Raw genomic sequence first — 6,086 nt, forward strand, 5'->3', positions numbered from 1 at the left:
TCATTAACTACAATATTTTACATGGTTTTCACGCCGGCCGTGCATAATCAGCAGGTTGTGGTTGCGGGGCGTGGCGGTTATGAGATCTTGCGAATTCTGGCGCAATACACGCGGCAACGTGTCGATGATTTTTGCCATGCTGCTGGTTGTGGTCATTGCGGCCGCGGGCGGCACACTGGACATGATCAACGCTTCGGCCATGCGTCACGATATGCAGGATGCGCTCGATTCCGCCGTGCTTGCCGGTGTCCGGGCCAGCGCTACCCAGATGACAAGTTCGGCCAGTGCTGCGTTCGCCAAGAATGTCCCGACCGACCTGGCCGCCGCCAGCCAGTCCTATAGCAGTTCGTCATCAGCGTCCTCCGCCGCCTCCGCCTCTGTAGTCACGACGACCCTGACCGGCAAGGCGACCTATGTCAGCCCGACCTTCATGATGAAACTGGTCGGCATCAACAGCCTGACGCTCAGCGTCAAGTCCGTCGCCATGGGCACGGCTACGACAACTTCCTCCGGCGCACCCTGCATATATGTGCTCGATCCGACCGGCTCGCAGGCCCTGCTGGTCAATAGCGGCGCCAGCGTTTCTGCGCCGACCTGCGAGATTCATGTCAAATCGACCGCCAATCCGGCTGCCATCTTCAATTCGGGCAGCAGTTTGAATTTCAAGAAACTGTGCATCCAGGGCGCCAATGTCATCAAGAACTCGGTGACCGTGCCCAACCTGTCGACCAGTTGTGCCGCCCAGGGCGATCCCTATGCCGGCACCCTGCCCACGCCGTCGTCCTCGACCTGCACCTATTCCAACCTGAACTACAGCGCTGCTACGCAGACCCTGCAGCCCGGCGTCTATTGCGGCTGGTTCAATTTCAACAATTCCTCGGCCAAGATAACCTTCGCTCCCGGCGTCTATGTCATCAAGAATGGCGGATGGAACGTCAATGGCGGTACGTGGACCGGTACCGGGGTCACCTTCTATTACGCCGATACGTCGAAGATCCAGTTCAATTCCGGCATATCGGCAGACCTCAGCGCGCCATCGACCGGCACCTACAAGAACCTGCTGATGTATGAGGCTTCGGGTCTTGCCAAGAGCCAGTTCGTCCTCAACGACTCGGTCGCCAACAAGCTGACCGGCCTGATCTGGCTGCCTTCGCGCGAACTGACGCTGAATGCCAAGTCAGGCGTACAGTCCGACGCCCTGACCCTCGTCGTATGGCGATTGATCCTCAACAACACGACCTGGACACTGACACCGATGGGGGGCTCCAGTTCGCCGTCCGGCAGCGGTGTCATGACCAGTGTGAGGCTGATAAAGTAGCCGCCGAGATCGACCAAAGTAGCTTAAACTTATACCACCCCGCTCACGGGGCGGTATAAGTTTTCAGTGGCTTCACAGGTTTCGTTCTAATTTCCGCTCTTCGGATCGGTGTTGCTACCGTTCATGACGCGCTGATCCTTTGCACCGGAATAGGCGCCCTTCTGCGGCAGGCCATCGTCGCGTCCGGCGCTGCCCGGCTGTGGCGCCGCATTGACCCTCTGCCAGTATTCTGTGCTGCCGGCATCGGTCTTGTAACGCAGATTGGCATCGCGCCGCGCCGCGGCGGCCTGGAAATCGGCGTCGGGCTTGGGGCCCAGATTTCCCATCGCATTCATGTCGGCCATATTGCACCCCTGCGGGATCGGCTTGCCTTTTTGCTGGATCGACACGCAGCTATTATGGTTCTGGATTGCCTGGGCGACGCCGGAACGGCCGCCTTTCAGTGAACCATTGGCGCCTTGCAGCGCGCCCGGCGGCAGGGTGGTGTTGGATCCGGCGCCCGCCGGCTTGCTGCCGCTATTGGCCAGGCCCGATGGCGCAATGGGCGACGCGGGTGCGTCCGGCGCGATACGTGGCGGTTCGTGCAGGTTAAGCGCCGTGACGTCGCGCGACGTGGTCGATTGACTGGCCGTCGCCGTCGTCTTGGCCTGGATATCTTCGTCCTTGTTCTTTTTCTTAACACCCAGACTGGCGGTTGGGGTCGGCGTCACCGTCGGCGCCGATCGATTGTCGGCGGTCACATCGCGCTGGGCCTGCTGGCGTACGGTCGGCGCGCGCGGCGTGGTAAAATCCGGGATTTCCACCGGCTTTACCGTCGTGCTCGGCCGCGGATTCTCGGCGATCGTGGGCTGGGGCGGGGCCGGTACGGTCTGCGGTTGCGGTTGCTCGACCGGTTGCGGCGTTTCGATTGGACGTTCGGGCGGTTGTTCGACAGGTTGCTCGCGCGGTGTTTCTACCGGCTGTACGTCCGGCTCGACGATCGGCTTAGGCACCGGTACAGGCTCGGGTTCCGGTGGCGGCACGTCGTACAACTCGACCTCCAGAGGCGTATCCTCGAAGGTCGGCAGATTCATATTGCGCGGATGGGTCACCACCAGGCCCCAGAAGAACAGGGCGTGGAGCATTAGCACGAAGACCGTCGAACCGGCCAGGCGCCGGTTCTGGCCGGAACGACCGCCCGTCATGCCATAGGCCCAGGCCGTCGCGACCTCGAGACGGTCGCTGATCTCGTCCCTGATCCGCTCTATGGTGACGCGCATATGGTCATAGCCCTCCGTGACCCGACCGTGACGAGGAATATTGGCCTTACTTTGTCCGCTTTGTCACCCCACGAACGCAATAGGCCTGTTGGCGCCTGCTGCCAAATCCTGACACCAGGCAAGTCCAATGTCGGGTCAAGGTCGGGATTTGATGTGCATTGCAGCGCGAATCTGCAAATGTTGCCATAATGTTCTTGCGCGCCACTGGCAAATCACGGCAAGACCTCTATATAATTCGATCGCCGTTGCACTCGGCTGAGTAACCAATTTGTGAACCTTTTTAGGACTTGTCGCGTATGGCGAACCACTTCGATCAGGACTTCATCAAGGTTCGCGGAGCGCGCGAGCATAATCTGAAGGGCGTCGATGTCGATATTCCGCGTGGCCAACTGGTCGTCCTGACCGGTCTTTCGGGCTCGGGCAAGTCGTCGCTCGCCTTCGATACCATCTATGCCGAGGGCCAGCGCCGCTACGTCGAATCGCTGTCGGCCTATGCCCGGCAATTCCTCGAGCTGATGTCAAAGCCCGACGTCGATCTCATCGAAGGCCTGTCGCCCGCCATCTCGATCGAGCAGAAGACGACCTCGAAGAACCCGCGTTCCACCGTCGGCACGGTCACCGAAATCCACGACTATATGCGCCTGTTGTGGGCGCGGGTCGGTATCCCCTACTCGCCGGCGACCGGCCTGCCTATCGAAAGCCAGACCATTTCGCAGATGGTCGACAAGATTACCGCCCTCGAACCGGGCACGCGCCTGCTCCTGCTGGCGCCCTATGTCCGTGGCCGTAAGGGCGAGTACAAGAAGGAAATCGCCGACCTGCAGCGCCAGGGTTTCCAGCGCCTGAAGATCGACGGCCAGTATTACGCCATCGAAGACGCGCCCAAGCTGGAAAAGACCTTCAAGCACGATATCGACGTCGTGGTCGACCGCGTGGTCGTCAAGGACGGCATCATGGCGCGCCTTGCAGACAGCCTGGAAACGGCCCTGCGCCTGGCCGACGGCCTGGCGGTCGCCGAATTTGCCGATATCCAGGAGGGTGAGACCGAGCCCCGCCGCATCATCTTCTCCGAGAAATTCGCCTGCCCGATCTCCGGCTTCACCATCGAGGAGATAGAGCCCCGCCTGTTCTCCTTCAACAATCCCTTCGGCGCCTGTCCGGCCTGCGATGGCCTGGGGGTCAAGCTGACTTTCGACCGCGGCCTGATCGTCGCCGATCCGAAACTGTCGCTGAAGGACGGCGCCATCGCGCCGTGGTCCAAGGGCCCCTCGCCGCTCTATGCCCAAACTCTGGAAAGCCTGGGACTTCACTACGGCTTCTCGATCGACACCAAGTGGCAGGCCCTGCCCTCCGCCATCCAGGAGGTCATCCTTCAAGGCTCGGGCAAGGACAAGATCAAGTTCGTCTATCAGGACGGATCGCGGCGCTACGACGTCACCAAGCCGTTCGAAGGCGTCATCCCCAATATGGACCGACGCTGGCGCGAAACCGACTCGTCGTGGGTGCGCGAAGACCTGGCGCGTTATCAATCCGAGACGCCCTGCGAAGCCTGCAAGGGCGCGCGGCTCAAGCCCGAAGCCCTGGCCGTCAAGATCGATGCCAAAAACATTTCCGAAATTTCCGGACTATCGATCAAGCACGCCCACGCCTGGTTTGACACGGTCGAACACAGCCTGAGCGAAAAACAGGTGGAAATTGCCCGGCGCATCCTCAAGGAGATCAAGGACCGCCTGCGCTTTCTCAATGACGTCGGTCTCGACTATCTCAACCTGTCGCGTAATTCCGGCACGCTGAGCGGCGGCGAGAGCCAGCGTATTCGCCTGGCCTCACAGATCGGCTCAGGCCTGACCGGCGTCCTGTACGTGCTGGACGAGCCCAGTATCGGCCTGCACCAGCGCGACAACGACCGCTTGCTGGTCAGCCTGAAGGGGCTGCGCGACCTCGGCAATTCGGTCCTGGTCGTGGAGCACGACGAAGACGCCATACTTCAGGCCGACTATGTCATCGACATGGGTCCGGCCGCCGGCATCCATGGTGGTGAGATCATTGCCCAGGGCACGCCTGACAAGATCAAGGCCTGCGCCAGGTCGTTGACCGGCCAATACCTGACCGGCAAACGCGAAATCCCGCTCTTTTACTCCAAAGACACGGACCAGGAACGTCGGCCGATCAACAAGAAGAAAATGCTGAAGGTTATCGGCGCGCGCGGCAACAATCTGAAGAACGTTACCGGCGAGATTCCGGTCGGCGTCATGACCTGTATCACCGGCGTATCTGGCGGCGGCAAGTCGACCTTCACGCTGGAGACGTTGTATAAAGCCGCGGCCCGGCGGCTCAACAATGCCTCGGCCCACCCGGCAGCCCACGACAAGATCGAGGGCCTGGAATATTTCGACAAGATCGTCGAGATCGACCAGTCACCGATCGGCCGCACCCCGCGCTCCAACCCGGCCACCTATACCGGCGCCTTCGGCCCTATCCGCGACTGGTACGCCGGCCTGCCCGAATCCAAGGCGCGCGGTTATGGCCCGGGCCGCTTCTCGTTCAACGTCAAGGGCGGGCGTTGCGAAGCCTGTTCCGGTGACGGCCTGATCAAGATCGAGATGCACTTCCTGCCCGATGTCTATGTCACCTGCGACGTCTGCAAGGGCAAGCGCTACAACCGTGAAACCCTCGACATCTCGTTCAAAGGCTATTCCATCGCCGATGTGCTCGACATGACGGTCGAGGAAGGCGCCGACATCTTCAAGGCCGTGCCGACCATCCGCGACAAGCTGGAGACGCTGAAACGCGTCGGTCTCGCCTATATCAAGATCGGCCAGCAGGCAACGACCCTGTCAGGCGGCGAGGCGCAACGCGTCAAGCTGTCGAAGGAGTTATCCAAGCGCGCCACCGGCAAGACCCTGTATATCCTGGATGAACCGACGACCGGCCTGCATTTCGAGGACACGCGCAAGCTGCTTGAAGTGTTGCACGAACTGACCGATCATGGCAATACGACGGTCGTCATCGAGCACAATCTCGACGTTATCAAGACGGCGGACTGGCTGCTCGACTTCGGCCCGGAAGGTGGCGACGGCGGCGGCGAGATCGTAGCGGTCGGCACGCCTGAACAGGTGGCCGAAAACCCGAAGTCGTGGACAGGCAAGTACCTCAAGGGCATGCTGGCCAAACACAAGAAACGGCACCTGGAGCCAGCGCAGTAACAGATGCCTCTACTGTTTCCCTCCGACTAGAAAGCCAGTCCTCCACCGCTTGCGGCTAGGGTATGCACATATGTGCTTGGTTTGAGTGATCGAACGACCGAAGGCCCCCACCACCACCCATCGCCAAAGCTGCGCTACGCTTCGCAATGTCTCGGGCGGTCCCCCGCCCCGCTCACGGGGCGGTATAAGTATTTGTTTTTCTTATACTCCCCCGTTGGCGGGGGAGGTGGCGCGGCGCTCGCGCTTCTTCGGCGCGTAAGCCGTGACGGTGGGGGGCCTTAGCTACAGCTTAAACAGGCACCA

General features: G+C 60.9%; 3 protein-coding genes. 2 read left to right on the plus strand and 1 reads right to left on the minus strand.

All coding sequences use genetic code 11. From position 1 onward, the window contains the following. Positions 1-79: 79 nt before the first annotated feature. A complete protein-coding gene (locus AC1DXO_RS17520; protein WP_476979453.1) occupies positions 80-1,318 on the plus strand; it encodes a TadE/TadG family type IV pilus assembly protein in 1,239 nt (412 codons plus the stop codon). Positions 1,319-1,404: 86 nt separating this feature from the next. Here AC1DXO_RS17520 and AC1DXO_RS17525 read toward each other — a convergent pair whose 3' ends face one another. Continuing rightward, positions 1,405-2,577, minus strand: coding sequence for a hypothetical protein (locus tag AC1DXO_RS17525; RefSeq protein ID WP_476979454.1), 1,173 nt, complete (start codon positions 2,575-2,577; stop codon positions 1,405-1,407). A gap of 296 nt (positions 2,578-2,873) precedes the next feature. Here AC1DXO_RS17525 and uvrA point away from each other — a divergent pair, with 296 nt between their 5' ends. After that, on the plus strand, positions 2,874-5,783 hold the full coding sequence (gene uvrA / locus AC1DXO_RS17530) for an excinuclease ABC subunit UvrA (protein ID WP_476979455.1): 2,910 nt from the start codon (positions 2,874-2,876) through the stop codon (positions 5,781-5,783). Positions 5,784-6,086: the final 303 nt, after the last annotated feature.

The sequence above is a fragment of the Asticcacaulis sp. P2_C5 genome (assembly GCF_056404555.1).

Excerpts from the sequence above, each read along its gene's own strand:
- AC1DXO_RS17520 (WP_476979453.1), top strand. The coding sequence starts at position 80 with ATGAGATCTTGCGAATTCTGGCGCAATACACGCGGCAACGTGTCGATG.
- AC1DXO_RS17525 (WP_476979454.1), bottom strand. The coding sequence starts at position 2,577 with ATGCGCGTCACCATAGAGCGGATCAGGGACGAGATCAGCGACCGTCTC.
- uvrA (WP_476979455.1), top strand. The coding sequence starts at position 2,874 with ATGGCGAACCACTTCGATCAGGACTTCATCAAGGTTCGCGGAGCGCGC.